Below are 23,071 nucleotides of genomic sequence, written 5' to 3'. Positions count from 1 at the left end.
CTGTTACAAATCGGTAAAGCCTTAATCAATTATTCGGTGATGACTGAATCAGTCAGTAAGCTTTTATTATTTGAAGTTCTTCAAATGATAGAGTCAAGCCTCACGAGCAATTAGTATGGGTTAGCTTCACGCGTTACCGCGCTTCCACACCCCACCTATCAACGTCCTGGTCTCGAACGACTCTTTAGTGTGGTTAAACCACAAGGGAAGTCTCATCTTCAGGCGAGTTTCGCGCTTAGATGCTTTCAGCGCTTATCTCTTCCGAACTTAGCTACCCGGCTATGCAACTGGCGTTACAACCGGTACACCAGAGGTTCGTCCACTCCGGTCCTCTCGTACTAGGAGCAGCCCCCGTCAAACTTCCAACGCCCACTGCAGATAGGGACCAAACTGTCTCACGACGTTTTAAACCCAGCTCACGTACCACTTTAAATGGCGAACAGCCATACCCTTGGGACCGACTACAGCCCCAGGATGTGATGAGCCGACATCGAGGTGCCAAACTCCGCCGTCGATATGAACTCTTGGGCGGAATCAGCCTGTTATCCCCGGAGTACCTTTTATCCGTTGAGCGATGGCCCTTCCATACAGAACCACCGGATCACTATGTCCTGCTTTCGCACCTGCTCGACTTGTCGGTCTCGCAGTTAAGCTACCTTTTGCCATTGCACTATCAGTCCGATTTCCGACCGGACCTAGGTAACCTTCGAACTCCTCCGTTACTCTTTGGGAGGAGACCGCCCCAGTCAAACTGCCTACCATGCACGGTCCCCGACCCGGATTACGGGTCTGGGTTAGAACCTCAAAGACACCAGGGTGGTATTTCAAGGACGGCTCCACAGAGACTGGCGTCTCTGCTTCAAAGCCTCCCACCTATCCTACACAAGTGACTTCAAAGTCCAATGCAAAGCTACAGTAAAGGTTCACGGGGTCTTTCCGTCTAGCAGCGGGTAGATTGCATCTTCACAACCACTTCAACTTCGCTGAGTCTCGGGAGGAGACAGTGTGGCCATCGTTACGCCATTCGTGCGGGTCGGAACTTACCCGACAAGGAATTTCGCTACCTTAGGACCGTTATAGTTACGGCCGCCGTTTACTGGGGCTTCGATCCGATGCTTGCACATCTTCAATTAACCTTCCAGCACCGGGCAGGCGTCACACCCTATACGTCCACTTTCGTGTTAGCAGAGTGCTGTGTTTTTAATAAACAGTCGCAGCCACCTATTCTCTGCGACCCTCCAGGGCTTACGGAGCAAGTCCTTAACCTTAGAGGGCATACCTTCTCCCGAAGTTACGGTATCAATTTGCCGAGTTCCTTCTCCCGAGTTCTCTCAAGCGCCTTAGAATTCTCATCCTGCCCACCTGTGTCGGTTTGCGGTACGGTTCGATTCAAACTGAAGCTTAGTGGCTTTTCCTGGAAGCGTGGTATCGGTTACTTCATGTCCGTAGACACTCGTCGTCACTTCTCGGTGTTAAGAAGACCCGGATTTGCCTAAGTCTTCCACCTACCGGCTTAAACAAGCTATTCCAACAGCTTGCTAACCTAACCTTCTCCGTCCCCACATCGCATTTGAATCAAGTACAGGAATATTAACCTGTTTCCCATCGACTACGCATTTCTGCCTCGCCTTAGGGGCCGACTCACCCTACGCCGATGAACGTTGCGTAGGAAACCTTGGGCTTTCGGCGAGCGGGCTTTTCACCCGCTTTATCGCTACTCATGTCAACATTCGCACTTCTGATACCTCCAGCACACTTTACAATGCACCTTCATCGGCCTACAGAACGCTCCCCTACCATGCCAGTAAACTGGCATCCGCAGCTTCGGTTATAGATTTGAGCCCCGTTACATCTTCCGCGCAGGACGACTCGACCAGTGAGCTATTACGCTTTCTTTAAATGATGGCTGCTTCTAAGCCAACATCCTGGCTGTCTGGGCCTTCCCACTTCGTTTACCACTTAATCTATCATTTGGGACCTTAGCTGGCGGTCTGGGTTGTTTCCCTCTTGACAACGGACGTTAGCACCCGCTGTCTGTCTCCCGAGGAACCACTTGATGGTATTCTTAGTTTGCCATGGGTTGGTAAGTTGCAATAACCCCCTAGCCATAACAGTGCTTTACCCCCATCAGTGTCTTGCTCGAGGCACTACCTAAATAGTTTTCGGGGAGAACCAGCTATCTCCGAGTTTGTTTAGCCTTTCACCCCTATCCACAGCTCATCCCCGCATTTTGCAACATGCGTGGGTTCGGTCCTCCAGTACCTGTTACGGCACCTTCAACCTGGCCATGGATAGATCACTCGGTTTCGGGTCTACACCCAGCAACTGTTCGCCCTATTAAGACTCGGTTTCCCTACGCCTCCCCTATTCGGTTAAGCTCGCTACTGAATGTAAGTCGTTGACCCATTATACAAAAGGTACGCAGTCACACCACAAGGGTGCTCCCACTGTTTGTATGCATCAGGTTTCAGGTTCTATTTCACTCCCCTCCCGGGGTTCTTTTCGCCTTTCCCTCACGGTACTGGTTCACTATCGGTCGATGATGAGTATTTAGCCTTGGAGGATGGTCCCCCCATATTCAGACAGGATTTCACGTGTCCCGCCCTACTTTTCGTACGCTTAGTACCACCATTGAGATTTCGAATACGGGACTATCACCCACTATGGTCAAGCTTCCCAGCTTGTTCTTCTATCTCGACAGTTATCACGTACAGGCTCCTCCGCGTTCGCTCGCCACTACTTGCGGAATCTCGGTTGATTTCTTTTCCTCCGGGTACTTAGATGGTTCAGTTCTCCGGGTTCGCTTCACTTATCCTATGTATTCAGATAAGGATACCTCCTAAGAGGTGGGTTTCCCCATTCGGACACCGCGGGATCATAGCTTTATTGCCAGCTCCCCCGCGCTTTTCGCAGGCTTACACGTCCTTCGTCGCCTATCATCGCCAAGGCATCCACCTGATGCACTTATTCACTTGACTCTATCATTTCAAGAACCTCTCTGACTTCGTTTACCTACCCGTTGACTAGGGAAGCAAACTTGAAATTCCTACTTTGATAAAGCTTACTGCTTGTTGTGTCTTAATCCTGCCTTTTGTGTTTCAGGATTAAGTCGATACAATCATCACCCAAATACTGTGTTTGTTTTCTTTTCTCTTGCGAGAGATTCTTTATCCTTTGCAAAGAATAAAAAATCAAAACAAACTCATTGTCTTTGTTTGTTGATTTCGGCTTTCCAATTTGTTAAAGATCGATGCGTCGATATTTCACTTCGCAAATCAAAATAAGCTGCTAAGTATAGCAGGCTTCCTTTGATTTGTAAAGTGCTTGGTGGAGGCAAACGGGATCGAACCGATGACCCCCTGCTTGCAAAGCAGGTGCTCTACCAACTGAGCTATGCCCCCGTTCTTGGTGGGTCTGGGAGGACTTGAACCTCCGACCCCACGCTTATCAAGCGTGTGCTCTAACCAGCTGAGCTACAAACCCGGATTCTCTTCTTAAGCGAATCTTGTCTTCACTCAAGCTTTTCTCTTCCGCATCTTTTACAGTTTACCGATAAGTGTGAATGCATCAGACCTCTTCTTTCTCTAGAAAGGAGGTGATCCAGCCGCAGGTTCCCCTACGGCTACCTTGTTACGACTTCACCCCAGTCATGAAGCATACCGTGGTAAGCGGGCTCCTTACGGTTACCCTACCTACTTCTGGTATCCCCCACTCCCATGGTGTGACGGGCGGTGTGTACAAGACCCGGGAACGTATTCACCGCAGTATGCTGACCTGCGATTACTAGCGATTCCGACTTCATGCACTCGAGTTGCAGAGTGCAATCCGGACTACGATCGGTTTTGTGAGATTGGCTCCACCTCGCGGCTTGGCTACCCTCTGTACCGACCATTGTATGACGTGTGAAGCCCTGGTCATAAGGGCCATGAGGACTTGACGTCATCCCCACCTTCCTCCGGCTTGTCACCGGCAGTCTCATTAGAGTGCCCAACTTAATGATGGCAACTAATGACAAGGGTTGCGCTCGTTGCGGGACTTAACCCAACATCTCACGACACGAGCTGACGACAGCCATGCAGCACCTGTGTTACGGCTCCCGAAGGCACTCCTCCGTCTCTGGAGGATTCCGTACATGTCAAGACCAGGTAAGGTTCTTCGCGTTGCATCGAATTAATCCACATCATCCACCGCTTGTGCGGGTCCCCGTCAATTCCTTTGAGTTTTAATCTTGCGACCGTACTCCCCAGGCGGTCAATTTCACGCGTTAGCTACGCTACTAAGCAATCAAGTTGCCCAACAGCTAATTGACATCGTTTAGGGCGTGGACTACCAGGGTATCTAATCCTGTTTGCTACCCACGCTTTCGAGCATGAACGTCAGTGTTATCCCAGGAGGCTGCCTTCGCCATCGGTATTCCTCCACATCTCTACGCATTTCACTGCTACACGTGGAATTCTACCTCCCTCTGACACACTCTAGTCACCCAGTTCAGAACGCAGTTCCCAGGTTGAGCCCGGGGATTTCACATCCTGCTTAAGTAACCGTCTGCGCTCGCTTTACGCCCAGTAATTCCGATTAACGCTCGCACCCTACGTATTACCGCGGCTGCTGGCACGTAGTTAGCCGGTGCTTATTCTTCAGGTACCGTCATCAACTGTCGGTATTAGCGACAGCCTTTTCTTCCCTGACAAAAGTCCTTTACAACCCGAAGGCCTTCTTCAGACACGCGGCATGGCTGGATCAGGCTTGCGCCCATTGTCCAAAATTCCCCACTGCTGCCTCCCGTAGGAGTCTGGGCCGTGTCTCAGTCCCAGTGTGGCGGATCATCCTCTCAGACCCGCTACTGATCGTCGCCTTGGTAGGCCTTTACCCCACCAACTAGCTAATCAGATATCGGCCGCTCGAATAACGCAAGGCCCGAAGGTCCCCTGCTTTCCTCCTCAGAGAATATGCGGTATTAGCTAATCTTTCGATTAGTTATCCCCCATTACTCGGTACGTTCCGATATATTACTCACCCGTTCGCCACTCGCCACCCAAGAAGCAAGCTTCTCTGTGCTGCCGTCCGACTTGCATGTGTAAAGCATGCCGCCAGCGTTCAATCTGAGCCAGGATCAAACTCTTATGTTCAATCTCTAACTTATAACTTCTGGTCTGCTTCAAAGAAACCGACAGGACAATGTCTAAAACATCATCTTGTCTGTCTTTCAAACAGTGTGAGGCCTAATGCACTCACACTTATCGGTAATCTGTTTTTTAAAGAGCGAATCGAATTATACAGTACATTTAGCAAATGTCAACTAAAATTATCGAAAATTTCAACCAACTGTGTTATACTGTCTGCTTCGTTTTCTTCACCGCGTCAGCGGCGAAGAACCGAACTATACGCCTCTCAACAAAACCAGTCAACACCTTTCGCAAAATTATTTCTAGAAATTTAACCACCCCCCTGTTTTAACAGGGTTTTTATTTTTCTAAAAACACCTCAAATCTTCCCTATTCACTTCCAAAATCCAACCCGATTCAATACTAAGGCCGTCTGAAATTTTGGTTTCAGACGGCCTTTTTGAGGTTTTATGTCTATATTTTAGTCGGCAAACTGTTTTTTCATTCGTTCGCGTCGCTCTTGCGCTTCTACGGACAGTGTCGCGGTCGGACGTGCCAGCAGGCGTTTGAGGCCGATGGGTTCACCGGTATCGGCACAGAAACCGTAATCGCCTTCGTCAATGCTGCGGATGGTTGCTTGTACTTTACTGAGAAGTTTACGCTCGCGGTCGCGGGTGCGCAGTTCTAAAGCGTATTCTTCTTCTTGGGTAGCGCGGTCGGCAGGATCGGGGGCGGATTCGTGCTCTTGGAGATGACCGGTAGTGGTGTTTGCATTTTCAATCAGCTCTTCTTGCATTTTAACCAGTAGTTCGCGGAAGAAGGCCAATTGGTCGCTGTTCATGTAGTCCTCTTCAGGACCATCCCAGTTTAAAATATCTTGTTCTGTCAGCTTTGCCATGGTGTCTGCTTTCGGTTTATGTTAATGATTTGGATGCTACGGGTTTGCTTTTATTGGGTTTTCTTGAATTTCCGTTTTGGAAATTGGGCGAATCATATCATGTTTTACCTATTCATTTGTTCTTTATATTTCGATTTGCACTTTTTTGCACTACCTTACACCTAAATGTATTAAAGCGCTTTTTAGGACGTTGTATTTTTGGTCGTTAATACCTACTGCGCTTTCAGACAGCCTATTGAAGCAACCATAGGTTGGTTTGCTGGATAAGCTGGGGAAACCATCGGGCCAGCCACAACCATAATAAGAGTGCCAACAAACTGCCTGAAAAATCGTATCGTCCTACGCGTAAAAAGGAAAACGGTTTGAGCAATGGTTGCAGGATTCGTTCGATGGCATAAGTCAACGGCGAATAGCGGCCCTGTATGCTGGACACCATTCTGATAATCAGAGCGATAAGTAATGTATAGGCTGCGGCTTTCAGCATATGGAGTGCGGCAAACCAGAAGTTTGCCAGAATCAGCTTATTGCTGATGGATAATGCCGGCGAGATGAAAATAATGGAGGTACAGGCAAGGTAATACACCAGAAAACCTGCGGGCAGGCAGTACCAATCGGTTTTCTCGCCGGATGGAAATGCTTTTTGCCAAGGTTTGGTCAGCCAGCCTGTTGCCTGTATGCTGAATTTGAGCAGGGGGTGTTCTGCTGCCAATCCTGCGTATCGGAGCAAAAAGCGCGTGATACACAGGATTGCAATAGCGTCTGCCAATAATAGGAGCAAGTCGCCGCGCATGTTCAGACGGCCTTGTATTGTTGCGCCATTTCTTGCGAACGTTTAACGCAGGCTTCTACGCCCTGTTCGATGGCCTCGGCAACGTGACGGGCTTTGAAGGTTTCGATGGCTTCGTGTGTCGTGCCGCCTTTAGAAGTTACGTTTTGCTGTAATTGTGCGAATGCTTCGCCGGTTTGTTCGGCCAAAGCCACTGCGCCTTTAAATGTGGCGAGGCTCAGTTCGCGTGCGTCTTGTTCGTTGAAACCTTGTGCCAAAGCCGCGTTTTGGAGCGCGCCCAACAGATAGAAAACATATGCGGGGCCGCTGCCGCTGATGCCGGTAATATTGTGGAGTTGCTCTTCTTCGTTCAACCAAACGGTCGTGCCGACAGAACGCATGATGCTGTCTGCGGCTGCGCGGTCGGTTTCTGAAACGCTTGCATCGGCAAACATACCGGATACGCCCAAACCGATTTTGGCCGGCGTATTGGGCATGATACGTACGATACGGCGCGTGCCGCCCAGATAATGGCTGAGGGTATTGATGGATAAACCAGCCGCTACGGACAACACCAGCGTGCCATTCAAACGAATGTTTTGACAGGCTGCCTGCATGTCTTGCGGTTTGACAGCGAGAATGAGGACATCGTCCGCGCTCAATTCGGGCAGGTTTTCAGAAGTGGCTACGCCTAATTCTTGAACCAGTTGCTCTCGTCTCTCAGCGCCGCGTTCGACAATATGGACACGATAGCCGTCTTGTTTGACCAAACCGCCTGCAATGGCAGTCGCCATATTGCCGCCGCCGAGAAAATAGATATTCATAATATATGTCACTCCTTTGTGATATCGATCAGGCCGTCTGAAACTGCTGTCTGTCCTGTTCAGACGGCCATTAATTTTACGCTTGAGGATAATGCCGCTTGCCGAAAATCGCGCTGCCGATGCGGACATGGGTTGCGCCGCATTCTACCGCGATTGGCATATCGCCGGACATACCCATAGACAAAACATCTGCCTCGACACCTGCCGCGTTCAACTCAGCCAACAGCCGTTGCATGGTGTGAAACTGGCTGCGCAACTCATCGTCGCTGCTGTCGGCCTTGGCCACACACATCAATCCGCGCACTTGAATATTCGGCAACTTGGCCACTTCAAGGGCCAGCCCGACCGCTTCATCGGGCGCCACGCCGTGTTTTGCCTCTTCAGCGGCAATGTTCACTTCAATGCACACCTGCAACGGCGGCATTTCAGACGGCCTTTGTTCGCTCAAGCGCCGCGCCGTTTTCAGACGGCCTACCGTATGCACCCAATGTGCACGCTCGGCCACAAATTTGGTTTTATTAGACTGCACATCACCGATAACGTGCCAAACAATATCCGATAAATCGGCCAGCGTTTCCGTTTTTTCAAACCATTCCTGAATATAGTTCTCGCCGAAATCGCGCTGACCGGCCGCATACACTTCGCGGATATCGTCTGCCGGAAATGTCTTACTGACCGCCACCAGCTTTACCGCATCCGCAGGCCGTCCGGCAGCCTCTGCCGCCTGTTCAACCGCCCGGCATACGTCCCGATAGTTTTGTTGCAATACCGACATGGTTTTCTCCTTTAACCCGTTCATCACTCGGCATTTTGAAAATTTTACTTGGTCGAACGGGTTTATCTATTTAAAATAAAGCGATTTTATTATTCTAAACCAAAACAAGGCCACATTATGCAGATTACCGACTTACTCGCGTTCGGCGTGAAAAACAAAGCCTCCGACCTCCATTTGAGTTCGGGCATTTCCCCTATGATACGCGTACACGGCGACATCCGCCGCATCAACCTGCCCGAGATGAGCCCGGAAGAAGTCGGCACCATGATTACCTCGGTCATGAACGACCACCAGCGCAAGCTCTATCAACAGGATTTTGAAGTCGATTTCTCATTTGAGCTGCCCAATGTTGCCCGTTTCCGCGTCAACGCCTTTATGACCGAACGCGGCCCGGCCGCCGTATTCCGTACCATTCCGAGCACCGTCCTGACGCTGGAAGAATTGCGTGCGCCGCGCATTTTCCAAAAAATTGCCGAAAATCCGCGCGGTTTGGTCTTGGTAACCGGCCCGACCGGTTCGGGTAAATCCACCACGCTGGCAGCGATGGTCAACTACATCAACGAAACCCAACCGGCCCACATTCTGACCATCGAAGACCCGATTGAGTTCGTCCATCAAAGCAAAAAAGCGCTCATCAACCAACGCGAGCTGCATCAGCACACCCACAGTTTCACCAACGCCCTGCGTTCCGCCCTGCGCGAAGACCCCGACGTGATTTTGATCGGTGAGATGCGCGACCCTGAAACCATCTCCCTCGCCCTGACCGCCGCCGAAACCGGCCACTTGGTTTTCGGCACGCTGCACACGACCGGCGCCGCCAAAACCATCGACCGTATTGTCGACGTATTCCCAGCCGGCGAAAAAGAAATCGTGCGTTCCATGTTATCCGAGTCCTTGCGCGCCATCATTTCCCAAACCCTGCTGAAAACCCGCGACGGCAACGGCCGCGTCGCCGCGCACGAAATCCTGATTTCCACACCGGCCGTGCGCAACCTCATCCGCGAGAACAAAATCGCCCAAATCAACGCCGCCCTCCAAACCGGTCAGGCCCACGGTATGCAAACCCTCGATCAAGCCCTGCAAACCCTTGTCCGCCAAGGCACCATCAGCCCCGAGATGGCACGCAGCAAAGCGCAAAACATCGAAAACCTCTCTGTTTTCTAAACCATCCTCAGGCCGTCTGAATCCCATCATCCCGTTTTCAGACGGCCTTTGAGCCTGACCGAATACCCGTTTTAAAGAGAATCATCATGAGCGACCTCGCCCCTCTGCACGACCTGTTAAGCGAAATGGTGCAAGCCTACTCACAAAAAAACCAAGCACCGCACATCCCCACCCCGGCCGAAATCGGCACGCATCTTCACCCCCTGCTCGACCGCATGTGTGAAGAGGCTGAAAAACGCAACGCCTCCGACATCTTCATCAGCGCAGGCTTTCCCCCTGCCATCAAAGTCGGCGGCACCCTCACGCCCATGCCCCACAAAGCACTGACCGGCGCGGACACCGCCGCCATCGCCGAATCCACCATGAACCCCGACCAGCTTGAAGCCTTCAATCGCGACTGGGAAATCAACTATTCCGTCCAATCGCGCAGCAACACGCGCTACCGCGTCAACGCCTACCACGAGCAAGGCCGCGTAGGCATGGTATTGCGCCGCGTCAGCCAAGACATTCCCGAGATGAAGACCCTCGGTTTGCCCGAAAAGCTCCAAGAGCTTGCACTCGCGCCGCGCGGCCTGCTGATCCTCGCCGGCCCGACCGGTTCGGGTAAATCCACCACCATGGCCTCCATGCTCAACTACCGCAACCAAAAGCTGCCCGGCCATATCGTTACCATCGAAGACCCCATCGAGTTTATCTACAAACCTTGCCGCAGCATCTTCACCCAGCGCGAAATCGGCATCGATACCGACAACTGGAAAACCGCCGTTCAAAGCGCCATGCGTCAAGCACCCGACGTCGTCTGTATCGGCGAAGTCCGCAGCGAAGAAAGCATGGAATACGCCCTCCAACTGGCTCAAACCGGCCATCTGTGCGTTTTCACCATCCACGCCAGCACAGCCTCCCAAACCATCGAGCGCATCATCAACTTCTATCCGGAAGACCGCCGCCAACAGGTCTTGATGGATTTGGCGTTGAACCTCGTCGGCATCATCGGCCAACGCCTCGTCGTCAAGAAAAACCGCCAACGCACGGCCGTTACCGACCTCCTGCTCAACACTCCGGCCATGCAGGACCTGATTTTCAAAGGCGAATTGCTGGAAATCCGCGACCTGATGGCACGCTCCGGCAGCAACGGCATGCAGACGTTCGACCAGAATCTCTTCAATCTCTACGCACAAGGCCAAATCGAACTCAGCGAAGCCCTGCGCCAAGCGGTATCCGCCAACGATTTGCGCCTGCGCATTCAAATGCACGACGAGGGCAACAATACCGAGCGTCTCTACGACCGCATCAGCGACCTCAACCTGATGACCTGATGACGCAGGCCAAACAAGGCCGTCTGAACAGATGTGGAAACGAAATCAAGCATTTCGCCGTATCCGTTCAGACGGCCTTATCTCATTTAAAGCATTCTGAAACCGACTGAAAATCCTGTTAAAATCCAATCATTCATCTCATAACAAATAAAACAACCCAACCATGAACACCCCGCCGCTCAAACCTCTGATCATTGCCTCCCTACCCGTCTTCGCCAGCGTATTCATCGCCGCCACCCTCGTTTGGCACTTTAACACCCCCAAACTCGCCATGCCCTTCGTACTCGGCATTATTGCCGGCGGTTTGGTCGATTTGGACAACCGCCTCACAGGCCGTCTGATAAACATCGTTATCACCGTCGCCCTGTTTACCCTCTCCTCACTGCTTGCCCAAAGCACCATCGGCACAGGCGTTCCCTTCATCTTGGCCATGACCCTGATGACTTTCGGCTTCACCATCCTCGGCACCATCGGCCTCAAATACCGCACCATCGCTTTCGGTGCGCTCGCCGTCGCCACCTACACCACGCTGACCTACACCCCCGAAAGCTACTGGCTGACCAATCCCGTCATGATTCTGCTGGGCACAGTCCTATACAGCGTCAACACCCTGATCTTCCAAATCATCCTGCCCCACCGCCCCGTCCAAGAAACCGTTGCCAACGCCTACGACGCACTCAGCAACTACTTCGATGCCAAAGCCGACTTTTTCGACCCCGACGAAGCCGCATGGTTGGGCAACCGCCAAATCGACCTGGCCATGAGCAACACCGGCGTGATTACCGCCTTCAACCAATGCCGTGCCGCACTTTTCTACCGATTACGCGGTCAACACCGCCATCCGCGCACCGCCAAAATGCTGCGCTACTACCTCAGCGCGCAAGACATGCACGAACGCATCAGCTCCGCCCACGTCGATTACAGCGAAATGGCCGAGCAGCTCAAAAACACCGACCTCATCTTCCGCATCCGCCGCCTGCTCGAAATGCAGGGTCAGGCGTGCCGGAACATTGCCGCCACCCTACGCAACAACAAACCCTACGCATACAGCAAACGCCTCGGCCGCGCCATGGAAGGCTGCCGCCAATCCCTCGGCCATTTTGCCGAAACCCACGCCGACAATGCCAACCTCCACAATATCCGCCGGCTGCTCGACAATCTCAGCAGCGTCGATTACCAACTGCGGCAACTGCAAAACGACGCGTCCCTTGCCGAAAACGACAACACCGACACCCGCATCGCCGCCCTTGAAAACACCAAGTTCCGCAACATCGGCGAGACCGTCCTCAGCCAGCTCAATTTCGAATCCGGCGTCTTCCGCCATGCCACCCGTCTCTCCATCGTCGTGGCCGCGGCCTGCATCATTGTCGAAATCCTTCATCTCAACCTCGGCTACTGGATTCTACTGACCGCCCTTTTCGTCTGCCAACCCAACTACACCGCCACCAAAAGCCGCGTGTACCAACGTATCGCCGGTACAATTCTCGGCGTGATTGTCGGTTCGCTCGTTCCCTACTTCACCCCGTCCGTTGAAACCAAACTCTGGATTGTCATCGCTAGCACCACCCTGTTTTTCATCACCCGAAGCTACAAATACAGCTTCTCCACCTTCTTCATCACCATCCAAGCCCTGACCAGCCTCTCGCTTGCCGGTTTGGACGTGTACCACGCCATGCCCATCCGCATCATCGACACCATCGTCGGTTCCGTTATCGCATGGGCCGCCGCCACTTACCTCTGGCCCGATTGGCGTTACCTCACCCTCAGCCACACCGCCGCCCAGACCATCACTGCCAACGGCCGCTATCTCGACGCCATCCTCGACCAGCTGCAAAACGGCAGCCGCGACGATGTCGACTACCGCCTCACCCGACGCCAAGCCCACGAAAGCACCGCCGCCCTCAGCAGCACCTTATCCGACATGAGCAGCAACCCGAAAAAATACCAAGACCGCCTGCAAGACGGTTTTACCCTGCTCAAAACCAGCTATGCACTGACCGGCCACATTTCCGCGCTCGGCGCATACCGCGACCAGGTTCATCACGACGGCAGCGATACCTTCGCCCCATATGCCCGCCTGACCCACCACATCGCCGAGTTGCTGACCCAAATGCCCCAAACCGACCCCGAGGCTTTTGAAACGGCCATGACCCAAATCCGTCAGGAATTTGCCGAGCTTGAACAAAACACACAAGCGCAGCAAGACCACATCCTCAAACACCAGCTTGACCTCATCATCCGCCAGCTTACACCGTGTTATCAGGCATTGCACAGACAGTCGGATACGCAAACCGCCTAAACCGATAACACATTTCAACAAAATAAATAAGGCCGTCTGAAACCTGATTTCCAGATTTCAGACGGCCTTTATTCAGCCATCGATATTAAAACCGATTACGCGCCGCGTTTTTCCAAAGCAGCAACGGCAGGCAACTCTTTGCCTTCCAAGAATTCGAGGAACGCGCCGCCGCCGGTGGAGATGTAGCTAATTTGATCGGTTACGCCGAATTTGGCAATCGCCGCCAAAGTGTCGCCGCCGCCGGCAATCGAGAACGCATCGCTTTGGGCAATCGCTTCGGCCAATACTTTGGTACCGCCGGCAAATTGGTCAAATTCAAACACGCCGACCGGGCCGTTCCATACGACAGTGCCTGCAGCTTTGAGCAACTCGGCCAAAGCAGCGGCGGATTTCGGGCCGATGTCCAAAATCATGTCGTCTTCGGCAACGTCGGCAATGTCTTTCACCACAGCTTCCGCATCGGCGGCAAAGGCTTTAGCGACAACCACATCAGTCGGCAGCGGTACGGAGCCGCCTTTTGCCGCCATTTTCGCCATGATTTTTTTGGATTCTTCCACCAAATCGTGTTCGGCCAAAGATTTGCCGATGGCCTTGCCTTCTGCCAACAGGAAGGTATTGGCAATGCCGCCGCCGACGATGAGTTGGTCGACTTTGTCGGCCAAAGATTCGAGGATGGTCAGCTTGGTGGACACTTTGCTGCCGGCAACGATGGCAACCATCGGATGAGCCGGTTGTTTCAGGGCTTTGCCCAAAGCGTCGAGTTCGCCCGCCATCAATACGCCGGCGCAGGCAACCGGTGCGGCTTGGGCAACGGCTTCAGTCGAAGCTTGGGCGCGGTGGGCGGTACCGAATGCGTCGTTAACGAACACATCGCACAAAGAAGCGTAGGCTTTGCCCAGCTCCAAGTCGTTTTTCTTCTCACCTTTGTTGATGCGCACGTTTTGCAGCATCACGACATCACCGGCGTTCAAAGTCGGTTTGTTTTCACGCCAGTCGTTCAATACTTTCACGTCTTTGCCCAACAGTTTGCCCAAATGCGCGGCAACAGGCGCTACATCGTCTTCAGGATGGAATTCGCCTTCGGTCGGACGGCCGAGGTGGGTCATCACGATCACAGACGCGCCGTTGTCCAAGCAGTATTTGATGGATGCGAGCGAAGCGCGGATACGGGTGTCGTCGCTGATGTTGCCGTCTTTAAACGGTACGTTCATATCGGCGCGGATCAGAACGGTTTTGCCTTGAACATTTTGTTCGGTCAGTTTCAAAAATGCCATGATGATTCCTTTGTGATGGTTGGGAACGGGAATGTTTGGGATTATCCGCGAATGAGGCGCGACGGTAAAGATTGGCAACGGCCGCGCTTGATGTGAATCAGCAGATAAAGCCGCAGGCCGTCTGAAACATTCGGCCAATCTTTGCAGATTTTCCGCTATACTTTGGCGATTGATTTTCATTTTACGGATTGAACCATGTTACGCCGAATTGCTTTAATGCTTGCCTTCGCGCTGCCTGCCGCTTCATGGGCGCAGACGCTTTCTGAAACCCTGCCCAACGGTCTGAAAATCATCGTCAAAGAAGACCACCGCGCGCCAGTGGCCGTTTCGCAGATTTGGTACAAAATCGGCAGCGTGGATGAAAAACCGGGCAAAAGCGGCCTGAGCCACGCTTTGGAACACATGATGTTTAAAGGCACAAAAGACGTTCCCTCCGGCGAGTTCAACCGCCGTGTGTCCGAGCTGGGCGGACAAAACAATGCCTACACCAACCGAAATGAAACGGTCTATTACGAAAACGTCGCCGCCGCCAACCTGCCCGAGATTCTGAAGCTCGAAGCCGACCGCATGCACAACCTCAACTTCAGCGACAAAGAATTCCTCAACGAGATGAACGTCATCCGCGAAGAACGCCGCCAGCGCACGGAAGACACGGCCGACGGCAAAATGTGGGAGCAAACCTATCTTGCCGCCTTTACCCAACCGTCCATGCGCGCCTCCGTCATCGGCTACATGAAAGATTTGCACACCCTCAAAGCCGACGACCTGCGCGCGTGGTACAAACAATATTACGCGCCTAACAATGCCGTATTGGTCATTGTCGGCGATGTCGATGCCAAACAAACGCTTCAGACGGCCGCCAAACTCTTTGGCGATATTCCGGCCAAAGCCCAGCCGCCGCGCAACAAACTCAATACCGAACCCTATTTGCGCAAGCCTGTTACAGTCAAAGCCACTTCTCCGGTTACACACCAGCCGCTGATTGCCATCAACTTCCGTGTGCCGAAACTCCAAAAACTCGATGACACGATGCCTTTTGCCCTCGATATCCTCTCCGATATTTTGGCAGGCAACGCATCCAGCCGTTTTGACAAAAACCTCGTACGCGGCAAGCAAACCGCATTGAGTGCAGGAACGCATTACGACATCATCAGCCGTGAAATGCCGCTGTTCAGCGTAATAGCCATGCCTGCCGAAGGCGTGAAAGCCGATACCTTGATTACCCAATTGCGTCAAGAAATCAAAGACATTGCCGACAACGGCGTTTCAGAAGAAGAATTGCAGCGCGTCAAAACCCAAGCAGCGGTCAGCGAAATCTACGCCAAAGACTCCATGTCTTCCCAAGCCTCCATGATGGGCCGCCTCGAAGCGCGCGGTTTCCAATATACCGACGAACAAGAAATCCACCGCCGCCTACAGGCCGTCAGCGCGCAAGAAGTACAGGCCGCAGCCCGGATGTTGACCGACGAGCGCATGAGTACCGTCATCATCGAGCCGCAAAAACCTGCCGCCGCACCAAGCAAAAAAGCTGCCAAACGCCGATAAACATCAGGCCGTCTGAAAGCCCATACCCTTTCAGACGGCCCTAACAGAAAGCCACAACATGAAACCCACCCTGCTCGCCCTTGCCCTACTCCTGCCCTTAAGCGTCCAAGCCGCCACCGACATCCAACGCTGGCGCAACCGCGACGGTACCCAAATCCTCCTTGTCGAACGCCACGAAAACCCCATCATCGACCTTGAAGTCAGCTTCAAGGGCGCAGGCAGCGTCGCCAATCCGGACGGCAAAAGCCAAGTTGCCGAATTTACCGCCGCCCTCCTGACCGACGGCACCCAAGAGCTGGACGAAGAAGCCTTCAATGCCGAAGCCGACAACATCGGCGCACAAATCAGCAGCGACAGCAATGCCGAGAGCGCGTCCGCAGGCTTCCGCAGCCTCAGCAAAGCCGACATCCGCAACAAAGCCGCCAACTTGCTCAACCACTCGCTGACCCGTCCGCGCTTTGACGAAGCCGTTTTCCGCCGCCGTCAAACCCAATCCATCACCGGCTTGCAACAACAAGAAACCACCCCCGACTATACCGCCACGCGCGAACTGACCAAACTCATCTACCCGAAACACCCCTACGGCAGCGGCGCAAACATAACCGTTGACAGCCTCAAACGAGTTAGTCTGGACGACATCCGCGCCTTCCACCGCACCCACTACGGCAAAGACAACGCCATCGTTGCCATCGTCGGCGACCTCAACCGCAAACAGGCAGAGCAACTGGTCGATCGCGTCCTCAAAGACCTGCCGGCCAAAGCCACCGCAACCCACACCATCCCGCCCGTTCCCAAACAAACCACCCAACGCCGCGACATCCCCTTTGCCGGCACACAAGCACAAGTCCTGCTCGGCACCTCTCTCATCAAACGCCACGACCCCGACTACTATGCCCTCGTTGCCGGCAACTACATCCTCGGCGGCGGCGGTTTTGACAGCCGCCTCATGAAAGTTTTGCGCGACCAACACGGCTACACCTACGGCGTATACAGCAGCCTTGCCCCGGCGACAGAAGAAGGCACGTTTGCCGTTTCCTACTCCACCCAAAAGAAAAACACCAAAGCCTCACTGGCCGATACCCAAGCCGTCATCGAACAGTTTATCGCCGAAGGCCCGACCGAAGCCGAACTGAAACAGGCCAAAGCCAACATCGTCGGCAGCTTCCCCCTGCGCTACGACTCCAACGACAAACTGCTCAACTACCTGAGCCTGATCGGCCTCTACGACCTGCCCAACGACTACTTGGAAGCCTACCCCAAAGCCATCAACAGCCTGACCGTCGAACAAGTCCGCGACGCATGGCAACGCCGCGTCAAATTCAAAGACCTCAACACCGTCGTTGTCGGTGCAGAATAAAACGCTTTAAAACAACAGGCCGTCTGAAAGATTTTTCAGACGGCCTATTTTCCTAATTATTCAAATTATTTATGTTATCGTGATACAATCACTTGTTTTTTCAATTTTTGATCGTAAAAGGAATATATTTTATGAAAACTTACAAAATATTCAAAAATCCGACAGGTCAATATGAAGCTGTCAAACAAGGTTGGTCTTGGCCTGCATTTTTCTTTGGCGGCATCTGGGCATGCGTGAAAAAAATATGGGGTTTGGGTATCGGAATCTTTGTTGTATTTATAATTTTGAATTTAATCGCCGGTGACAATCCGGCCATGGGAAGCCTTGTCAGCGCACTTGGCTTCGGTGTAGGCATTGTACTTGGCTTACAAGGCAACAAATTGCGTGAAGGAAATCTGAAAAAACGCGGCTATCAAGAAGCACCTAAAGTCATTCAGGCCAATAACCCGGAAGCTGCTGTCGCACAATACATTTCTGAATACGAAAAATAAATCGGATTCTTAAAATAAAAAAGCCGTCTGAAACCTTGAAACAGGTTTCAGACGGCTTTTTTTTAACCGGTTTATTGCTTATTCAACCGTTACCGATTTAGCCAAGTTGCGCGGTTTGTCCACGTCTGTACCGCGTGCGAGGGCGGCGTGGTAAGACAGGAGCTGCACGGGGATGGTATGCACAATCGGCGAGAGTACGCCGACGTGGCGTGGGGCGCGGATGACGTGCACGCCTTCGGTGGCATTGAAGTTGCTGTCGAGGTCGGCGAAGACGAAGAGTTCGCCGCCGCGTGCGCCGACTTCCTGCATGTTGGCTTTCACTTTGTCCAACAGGCTGTCGTTCGGGGCAATCACGACAACGGGCATGTTCTCGTCCACCAAGGCCAACGGGCCGTGTTTCAGCTCACCCGCAGGATACGCTTCGGCGTGGATATAGGTAATCTCTTTCAGCTTCAATGCGCCTTCAAGGGCGATTGGGAAGTGGATGCCGCGGCCCAGGAAGAGTGCGCTGGTTTTCTTGGCAAATTTTTGCGCCCAAGCGGCGATTTGCGGCTCAAGATTGAGAACGTGCTGAATACTGCCCGGCAGTTGGCGCAGTTCCTCGACGTATTCACGCGCTTGTTCGTCAGAAACCAGGCCGCGCTGTTTGCCCAAGGTAACGGCCAGGCCGAACAGTACAACCAGTTGGGTCGTGAACGCTTTGGTAGAGGCAACGCCGATTTCTGCGCCGGCGCGTGTGTACAGTACCAATTCGCTTTCACGCGGCAAGGCGGATTCCATCACGTTACAGATAGACAGGCTGTGTTTGTGTCCCAAGGATTGCGCGTATTTCAGGGCTTCCATGGTGTCCAGGGTTTCGCCGGATTGGGAAATGGTGATGACCAATTGTTTCGGATCGGCAATCACGTCGCGGTAGCGGTATTCGCTGGCGATTTCCACGTCGGTCGGTACTTTGGCGATGGATTCGAGCCAGTATTTGGCGGTCAGCGCGGCATAGTAGGACGTGCCGCAGGCAAGGATTTTGATGCTGTGGATATCGTCGAACACTTCGCGGGCGTTCGCGCCGAAGTTTTCGGGTTCGAAGCCGCCGTCAAGGAAGACTTCGGCGGTATCGGCGATGGCGCGGGGTTGCTCGTGGATTTCTTTTTGCATGAAGTGGCTGTATGGGCCCAACTCCAAAGAAGCCAGAGACAATTCGGATACTTTAACCGCGCGTTCGGTTTGCGCACCGGTTTTGTCGAGCAGTTTTTCGATACCGTTTGCGTTCAGCAGGGCAATGTCGCCGTCTTCCAAGTAGGCGATGCGGCGGGTAAAGGCAATCACGGCGGATACGTCGGAAGCGATGAAGGTTTCTTGGTCGCCCAAGGCCACCAACAGCGGGCAGCCCATGCGCGCAACAACCATTTCTTCAGGGTTGTCTTGTGCGATAACGGCAATGGCGTATGCGCCGTGGAAACGGGCAGTCGCAGCTTGGACGGCTTCAAACAGTTTGCCGCCGTTTTGTGTGTATTCGTGGTTGACGCTGTGGGCGATGACTTCGGTATCGGTTTGCGATTCGAAGGTGTAACCCAAAGCTTGCAGGCGTTCGCGTTCGGCTTCGAAGTTTTCGATGATGCCGTTGTGGACAACCGCAATCATGCCGCCGGAAATATGGGGGTGGGCGTTAGGCTCGGTTACACCGCCGTGGGTTGCCCAACGGGTATGGCCGATGCCGATGTGTCCGAACACGCCTTTTTCGCGTGCGGCGTCCTCCATCAGCTGCACACGGCCGACACGGCGGACGCGTTTGATTTTGCCGTCCATGTTTACGGCAATACCTGACGAATCATAGCCTCGGTATTCAAGGCGTTTGAGACCGTCGGTCAGAAAATCGACTACATTGTGATTGGCGCGAATAGCACCTACGATACCGCACATATAAGTTCCTTAGTATCAAAAGTTTGAAAAAATCTACGCCACTGACTTTCAGACGGCATAGGGGATTACTTCTGTCAATTTATAAATAATTCTTAATAAGAATAAATACCTACCGCAAGGTAAAATATATTTTTAAAAATATTCCTTACTTTAAATTTATTATTTTACTAAAATAAATTCATTGCCTTTTTTATATTTTTTATTATTCATCGTATTGTATTCAATGATTTTATTATTTTTTATAATAAAATAACTTCTATTATCATCATATTGGGGGCAAGATTTATACCAATTATTTCCCTCATCAGAACAATAGCTTAAAAATAGTTTATTGCCCTTCACATATCCTTTTAATTTTCCACTTCCTCCGCTACCTGTCGAAATTCCTTCATTCCATACTCCTGTAACTAAATTACCCTTCTGTTTAAGAACCAATTCTTTTCCGCCCACAGTATCTCCAACCTGATCAGTATATGACCAAGTGCCAGAAAAAGATGAAGCGTGAGCATATGACATCAATGGAATTAACAAAAGAAATAAAATATATTTTTTCATTTTTTACTCTCTAAATATTCAGTATGTATCATTTTTTACTGTTTACGAATAATCCTATACTCATTTTCTCCGACTTTACCTGTCCTCGTGTATAAATTATTTCTGTAATAGACAATATCCACTTAACTGATCCGTTTAATCATATCTGCATTAATTTTCTTACTCTGAATAACGCTTAAATAAAACTAACCCAATGTCCCCCCATAATTAAAGTTGCTAATGTTAACGATATATAAATCTTTCTTACCTTCAGACGGCCTGTTGTTTCTCAAGGCCGTCTGAAAATAAATAAAAGGCCGGTTTTACTTCTTATCGCCTTTTTCCGGACGCACCCAGCCTTCGATGACGGTTTGGCGTGAACGGGCGAGGACGAGTTTGCCGTCTTCGACGTTTTTGGTAATTGCGCTGCCTGCGCCTGTCGTCACTTTGTTACCCAACGTTACGGGGGCGATTAAGACGCAGTTTGAACCGATACGCACTTCGTCGCCGATGACGGTTTTGTGTTTGTTCACGCCGTCGTAGTTGGCGATGATCGTGCCTGCTCCGAAGTTGGTTTTGCTGCCGATTTCGGCATCACCGATGTAGGTGAGGTGGTTGGCTTTGGTGCCGTTGCCGATGGTGGCGTTTTTGACTTCGACGAAGTTGCCGATGTGTACGTCGTCGGCCAGTTTGGCTTGCGGACGCAGGCGGGCGTATGGGCCGATTTGGTTGTTTTCGCCGACTTCGCAACCTTCAAAATGAGAGAATGGGGCGATTTTGGTGTTGGCACCGATTTTGGCGTTTTTGATCACGCAGTTGGCACCGATTTCGACGTTGTCGCCGAGTTCGACTTCGCCTTCGATGACGACGTTGACGTCAATCACGACATCTTGTCCGTGTTTCAGACGGCCTCGTAAATCAAAACGCGCCGGATCGCGCAGGGTGATGCCTGCTTTGAGCAATTCTTGCGCCTGTTCGGTTTGGAAAATGCGCTCGAGTTCGGCCAGTTGGAGTTTGTTGTTCACGCCGGCGGCCAGATGGGAGGCGCGCACTTGGACGGGATGAACTTTAATACCGTCGGCAACGGCTTTGGCGATGAGGTCGGTCAGATAGTATTCGCCTTGGGCATTGTTGCTGGAAAGGCTGTTCAACCAAGCTTCGAGTTTGGCGTTGGGCAGAACCAAAATGCCGGTGTTGATTTCTTTTACGGCTTTTTGGGCGGCATCGGCGTCTTTTTCTTCGACAATGGCGGTTACGTTGCCGTTGCTGTCGCGGATGATGCGGCCCAAGCCTGTAGGGTCGTTGGGCACGTCGGTCAACAGGCCGACTTCGTTGCCTGCGGCTTCGAGCAGGGTTTCGAGGGTGGCGGCGTCAATTAGGGGAACGTCGCCGTACAACACCAGCGTGCGGCCTTCGGCAGACAGGTGCGGCAGGGCAGTTTTGACGGCGTGGCCAGTGCCGAGCTGTTCGGTTTGTTCAACCCAAACGACATCGCGTTTGACGGTGTCCAAGACTTGGTCTTTGCCGTGGCCGATGACGACGCAGATGTTTTGGGGATTCAGGGAGGCGGCGGTGTCGATAACGCGCTCAACCATGGGAAGGCCGCCGATGCGGTGCAGCACTTTGGGCATTTTGGAGTACATGCGCGTGCCTTTGCCAGCGGCGAGGATGACGATATTTAAAGCTGTCTGAGCCATGATACGGTTTCCGTTGTCGTTGTTTGAGGCCGTCTGAAAAGTTCAGACGGCCTTGGGGATATTGTTATTCGGTTGCTGGCTGTTGGTTGGCAAATTGCGGTTTTTGCCAGTTTTGGCCGCGTTCAGCGTGTTCCGCTTGATTGGATTGGACAGCGCGGCGCTCTGGGCGGAACTGGTTGTAATTCATGTTTTTAGAATAAGTACCGTCCTGATAAACAATGGGTGTGCCGGTAGCATATTTTTGGCGTACGGCGGTACGGCCGGATTCGTTGGTGTAGGTTTCCCAAGAGCAACCGGCCAAAACGGCGGCGGCGGTCAGGATTAAAGCGAGTTTACGCATGATGTTGTCCTTGTTTTTAAATGTCGGCAATACCGTGTATTGTACTTGATTTTTAAAAATTTCATGGCAGGTTTTGTGCAAAATCAAGCAAGCCCTGCATATCTTTCGCTATGCCGTCGGCAAATGGCAACGGATGGGCTTTTTCGCCGTACCAAACGGTCTTCATGCCCAAGGCTTTGGCTTGGTGCAGATTGTCGGCGCTGTCGTCCACCATGATGCACTGTTCGGGATTAACGCCCAACAGGCGGCAGACGTTGAGATAGGCTTGGGGATTGGGTTTGTAGAGCAGGCCGAAGTCATCCGTGCCGAACAAGCCGTCAAAATGCGCTTCCAAGCCCAACGCTTGAACCAATGCGCGGACATAAAACGAAGGCCCGTTGGAAAATACGGCTTTTCGCCCTTTCAGACGGCCTAAAACGTCATCAGTTCCATCCATACCCTCCACCTTTGCCAAAATTTGCTTAAGCGGGTGACTTTCACGCAAAAATTCATCGATATCGACTTCGGGATGGTGGATTTGCAAACCGGCAAGCGTCGCGCCGTATCGGTGCCAATAATCTTGGCGCAGATGGGAGGCGGCTTCTTCGGAAAGTTTCAGACGGCCTGCCATGTATTCGGTCATGGCGCGGTTGATAATGTAGAAAATGCCGGCTTCGGCATTGTGCAAAGTATTGTCGAGGTCAAACAGCCAAACGGAAGAATGATTCATATCGTGCCTTGATATGCAGATTTTGTTATGATATTTCGTATTTTACCCGTACAAAGGAAA

Annotated in this window: 16 protein-coding genes, 2 tRNA genes and 2 rRNA genes; 6 read left to right on the top strand and 14 right to left on the bottom strand. The window is 52.2% G+C overall.

Annotated elements, in window-relative coordinates:
• Nucleotides 1-89 precede the first annotated feature (89 nt).
• From BBP27_RS09110 to BBP27_RS09075, 8 genes are all read right to left on the bottom strand, one after another.
• Nucleotides 90-2,978 (bottom strand): 23S ribosomal RNA (locus BBP27_RS09110).
• Between the two features lie 347 nt (nucleotides 2,979-3,325).
• Nucleotides 3,326-3,401, bottom strand: a tRNA-Ala gene (locus tag BBP27_RS09105).
• Nucleotides 3,402-3,406: 5 nt separating this feature from the next.
• Nucleotides 3,407-3,483, bottom strand: a tRNA-Ile gene (locus tag BBP27_RS09100).
• 105 nt (nucleotides 3,484-3,588) lie between these two features.
• Nucleotides 3,589-5,129: ribosomal RNA gene (locus BBP27_RS09095) — 16S ribosomal RNA — on the bottom strand.
• Together the 16S and 23S rRNA genes with 2 tRNA genes alongside form the textbook arrangement of a ribosomal RNA operon.
• A 457-nt stretch (nucleotides 5,130-5,586) precedes the next feature.
• Nucleotides 5,587-6,003, bottom strand: coding sequence for an RNA polymerase-binding protein DksA (dksA, locus tag BBP27_RS09090; RefSeq protein ID WP_003747644.1), 417 nt, complete (start codon nucleotides 6,001-6,003; stop codon nucleotides 5,587-5,589).
• 232 nt (nucleotides 6,004-6,235) lie between these two features.
• Nucleotides 6,236-6,793, bottom strand: a complete 558-nt coding sequence (locus tag BBP27_RS09085) for a YggT family protein (protein WP_188211797.1) — start codon at nucleotides 6,791-6,793, stop codon at nucleotides 6,236-6,238.
• Nucleotides 6,794-6,795: 2 nt separating this feature from the next.
• Complete coding sequence (gene proC, locus BBP27_RS09080; protein ID WP_188211798.1) at nucleotides 6,796-7,593, bottom strand: pyrroline-5-carboxylate reductase; 798 nt, start codon at nucleotides 7,591-7,593, stop codon at nucleotides 6,796-6,798.
• Nucleotides 7,594-7,669: 76 nt separating this feature from the next.
• Nucleotides 7,670-8,368 carry a YggS family pyridoxal phosphate-dependent enzyme gene (locus BBP27_RS09075; protein ID WP_188211799.1) on the bottom strand — a complete coding sequence of 233 codons (699 nt, stop codon included), beginning with the start codon at nucleotides 8,366-8,368 and terminating at the stop codon, nucleotides 7,670-7,672.
• A 117-nt stretch (nucleotides 8,369-8,485) separates the two neighbouring features.
• Between BBP27_RS09075 and BBP27_RS09070 the strand changes: the two genes are divergently transcribed.
• From BBP27_RS09070 to yccS, 3 genes are all read left to right on the top strand, one after another.
• Entirely contained in the window at nucleotides 8,486-9,532 is a 1,047-nt protein-coding gene (locus BBP27_RS09070) for a type IV pilus twitching motility protein PilT (protein ID WP_003747652.1), read from the top strand.
• Nucleotides 9,533-9,618: 86 nt separating this feature from the next.
• A complete protein-coding gene (locus tag BBP27_RS09065) occupies nucleotides 9,619-10,848 on the top strand; it encodes a PilT/PilU family type 4a pilus ATPase (protein ID WP_003747654.1) in 1,230 nt (409 codons plus the stop codon).
• Nucleotides 10,849-11,011: 163 nt separating this feature from the next.
• Complete coding sequence (yccS, locus tag BBP27_RS09060; protein ID WP_188211800.1) at nucleotides 11,012-13,147, top strand: YccS family putative transporter; 2,136 nt, start codon at nucleotides 11,012-11,014, stop codon at nucleotides 13,145-13,147.
• Nucleotides 13,148-13,242: 95 nt separating this feature from the next.
• On the opposite strand, the gene BBP27_RS09055 is transcribed toward yccS, so the two are convergent.
• Nucleotides 13,243-14,421, bottom strand: a complete 1,179-nt coding sequence (locus tag BBP27_RS09055) for a phosphoglycerate kinase (protein WP_036493913.1) — start codon at nucleotides 14,419-14,421, stop codon at nucleotides 13,243-13,245.
• Nucleotides 14,422-14,616: 195 nt separating this feature from the next.
• On the opposite strand from BBP27_RS09055, the gene BBP27_RS09050 reads away from it, so the two are divergent.
• The 3 genes from BBP27_RS09050 to BBP27_RS09040 all read left to right on the top strand — a co-directional run bounded on the left by BBP27_RS09050 (nucleotide 14,617) and on the right by BBP27_RS09040 (nucleotide 17,814).
• On the top strand, nucleotides 14,617-15,966 hold the full coding sequence (locus tag BBP27_RS09050) for a M16 family metallopeptidase (protein ID WP_188211801.1): 1,350 nt from the start codon (nucleotides 14,617-14,619) through the stop codon (nucleotides 15,964-15,966).
• Nucleotides 15,967-16,024: 58 nt separating this feature from the next.
• Complete coding sequence (locus BBP27_RS09045; RefSeq protein ID WP_188211802.1) at nucleotides 16,025-17,323, top strand: M16 family metallopeptidase; 1,299 nt, start codon at nucleotides 16,025-16,027, stop codon at nucleotides 17,321-17,323.
• 131 nt (nucleotides 17,324-17,454) lie between these two features.
• A complete protein-coding gene (locus tag BBP27_RS09040; RefSeq protein ID WP_188211803.1) occupies nucleotides 17,455-17,814 on the top strand; it encodes a DUF2628 domain-containing protein in 360 nt (119 codons plus the stop codon).
• 78 nt (nucleotides 17,815-17,892) lie between these two features.
• On the opposite strand, the gene glmS is transcribed toward BBP27_RS09040, so the two are convergent.
• The 5 genes from glmS to BBP27_RS09015 form a co-directional block, all read right to left on the bottom strand.
• On the bottom strand, nucleotides 17,893-19,731 hold the full coding sequence (gene glmS / locus BBP27_RS09035) for a glutamine--fructose-6-phosphate transaminase (isomerizing) (RefSeq protein WP_049349140.1): 1,839 nt from the start codon (nucleotides 19,729-19,731) through the stop codon (nucleotides 17,893-17,895).
• 159 nt (nucleotides 19,732-19,890) lie between these two features.
• Nucleotides 19,891-20,286 carry a hypothetical protein gene (locus BBP27_RS09030; RefSeq protein ID WP_223168930.1) on the bottom strand — a complete coding sequence of 132 codons (396 nt, stop codon included), beginning with the start codon at nucleotides 20,284-20,286 and terminating at the stop codon, nucleotides 19,891-19,893.
• A gap of 302 nt (nucleotides 20,287-20,588) precedes the next feature.
• The gene (gene glmU, locus BBP27_RS09025; protein ID WP_188211804.1) at nucleotides 20,589-21,962 is read right to left on the bottom strand and encodes a bifunctional UDP-N-acetylglucosamine diphosphorylase/glucosamine-1-phosphate N-acetyltransferase GlmU; all 1,374 of its coding nucleotides are present in this window, start codon (nucleotides 21,960-21,962) and stop codon (nucleotides 20,589-20,591) included.
• Between the two features lie 64 nt (nucleotides 21,963-22,026).
• On the bottom strand, nucleotides 22,027-22,302 hold the full coding sequence (locus BBP27_RS09020; RefSeq protein WP_039861930.1) for a membrane lipoprotein lipid attachment site-containing protein: 276 nt from the start codon (nucleotides 22,300-22,302) through the stop codon (nucleotides 22,027-22,029).
• Between the two features lie 61 nt (nucleotides 22,303-22,363).
• Entirely contained in the window at nucleotides 22,364-23,011 is a 648-nt protein-coding gene (locus BBP27_RS09015; RefSeq protein WP_188211805.1) for a pyrimidine 5'-nucleotidase, read from the bottom strand.
• Nucleotides 23,012-23,071: the final 60 nt, after the last annotated feature.

The organism is Neisseria sp. RH3002v2g (genome assembly GCF_014596425.2).
GTDB lineage: Bacteria > Pseudomonadota > Gammaproteobacteria > Burkholderiales > Neisseriaceae > Neisseria.
This window is presented reverse-complemented; position numbering and strand designations above follow the sequence as displayed.